This is a genomic window from Streptomyces mutomycini, from assembly GCF_001700505.1.
GTDB classification, from domain to species: domain Bacteria; phylum Actinomycetota; class Actinomycetes; order Streptomycetales; family Streptomycetaceae; genus Streptomyces; species Streptomyces mutomycini.
Genome location: NZ_MAPV01000325.1, coordinates 1 through 1921, shown reverse-complemented (window position 1 = coordinate 1921; position 1921 = coordinate 1). Strand labels below are relative to the sequence as shown.

The 1921-nt window shown below is 69.4% G+C and carries 1 protein-coding gene and 1 pseudogene; both read left to right on the top strand.

Going from position 1 to position 1921, the window contains the following annotated elements; translation table 11 throughout:
* Positions 1 to 71 precede the first annotated feature (71 nt).
* Entirely contained in the window at positions 72 to 1049 is a 978-nt protein-coding gene (locus BFF76_RS30185; protein WP_079122533.1) for an SMI1/KNR4 family protein, read from the top strand.
* Positions 1046 to 1921, top strand: a pseudogene (locus BFF76_RS34285) (SUKH-4 family immunity protein); the annotation flags it as partial. The gene BFF76_RS30185 and the pseudogene BFF76_RS34285, both read left to right, overlap by 4 nt.

Here is a 1921-nt window from a genome sequence, read left to right as displayed (position 1 = left end):
GGGGGCGGGGGGCGTTGTTGCGTCACCGCATAGGCTGTGCGGAACACCAGACGCAGCAGGGGGCAGACGCCATGACGACAGGTCGGCTCGGGCAGCAAGCCGCGCCACCGAATGCGGCCTATGCCGGGCAGGTCGTGTATTTCCCGGATCCTGTCCGGGCGTCCCGCCACCCCAGGGGTGTGCGTGTGGACGGGAACGGCTTTCCGGTGCTTTCGCCGTACGCGCGTGCGGCCGCGGAGATCGCGGATCCTCCTCCGGGTTTCGGTGTGGATGAGTTGCGGCTGACGGATTATGTGTCGGCGAACGCGGCGTTGGCGGCGAGCGGGCATGAGCTGTGGGACACGATTCCCGCGGTGGCGACTCCGCACGGCTGGACGTGGCATCACGTGGCGGGTGGCCGGCGGATGGAGCTGGTGCCGGTCGAGGTGAAGGCGTTGTTGCGTCATCACGGTGGTCTGGCGACGGCTTCGGTGGATCAGGACCGTCGGGGTACGCGGCCGCTGCAGGAGACGCGGCCTGCTCATTTCCGGCTGCCGAAGGGTTCTGTGGCGGTGGGTGAGCAGCAGGTCCTGGGTGTGGAGGAGGATCTGGGGTACCGGCTGCCGGGTGCGTACCGGTCGTTCCTGAAGGCGGCGGGTGGTTCGGCTCCGGTGGGTGCGGCGCTGGACGCGGAGCTGGGTCTGCTGGTTGACCAGCCGTTCTTCACGGTGCGTGAGGAAGCGGCTGTGAATGATCTGGTGTATGTGAACAAGTGTCTGCGGGACCATTTCACGAAGGACTTCCTGGGTGTGGGTTTTGTCCAGGGCGGGATCCTGGCGGTGAAGGTGCGTGGCTCCGGTGTGGGGTCGGTGTGGTTCTGTGCGTATGACGATGCGCGGGATCAGGACGGCTGGGGTGTGCAGGAGCGGGTCGACCGGCTTCTGCTGCCGTGTGGCGAGGATTTCGATGCTTTCCTTCAGCGGCTCGCGGGTAATCCGCCGGAGCTGGAGACGGTGGCGAATCTGATGGTGGACGGTGGCTTCGCGCGGGCCGTCCCGGTGGAGGGGTGAGCGGGGTGGTGACGTTCGCGCAGGCGCAGGAGCGTGCGGATGAGTGGGTCAACGGTGATGTGCCGGCGTATCAGCACCGTGAGGTCCGGGTCCGTGAGTTCGAGCTGGGTTTCGTGGTGTGGGCCGAGGACCGTGCGGAGGGTCCTGTTTCGGACGGGGGCCGTCAGCGGCTGGTGATCGCCCGGGACAGTGGTGAGGCCACGTTGTGGCCGGGGTTGCCGGTCGGCGAGGTGATACGGCGGTACGAGGAGGATTACGGGGCGTCCGCGGAGGTGGGTGCTGCTGCTCCGGAGCCGCCGCAGCGTATTGATCTGAATCAGACGTCGTTCCTGCTGACTCCGCCGGAGTGGTTGCAGGAGGCTGCGGACAAGCTGGGGATTCCGGACGGGGGTGCGGGGGCGGATGCGTCGTCGTCCTCTTCTGCCGGGGCTGAGGGGTCTGCCGGGTCCGAGGGGTCTGCTGATTCCGGTGAGAGGCCCGTGCCGTCGTCCTCCTCCGTTTCCGCTCCTGCGCCGGAGCGTGCCGATTCGGGTGCTGCGTGGCCTGCTGCCGGTGGGCAGCGGGATCATGAGCCGACGGCGAATGACGGGGTGCCGGCCGGGGGGACTCCCTGGGCCGGCACGGATACGAACGCGGGCGCGGACGAGGGTGCGGTGCCGTTGCCGGCGACGGTGTTCGCGCCGCCGCTTTCGGGGTCGGACGACGAGGGGGCCCGGCCGCCGGTCGTTCCGGCGGAGGCGCCCACGGCGTTGATGTCGGGTGGCAGTCAGCTGCCGCGGACGGCGGTACGTCCGGGGCTGGACCCGCAGGCGCCGCCGCCGGGTTCTCCTGCTTCTGCTGCGGCTCCTGTCGTTCCGGGGGCGGGGCCCGGG

What these genes read in the sequence shown, in the direction of transcription:
- BFF76_RS30185 (WP_079122533.1), top strand. Translation starts at nt 72, where the DNA reads ATGACGACAGGTCGGCTCGGGCAGCAAGCCGCGCCACCGAATGCGGCC.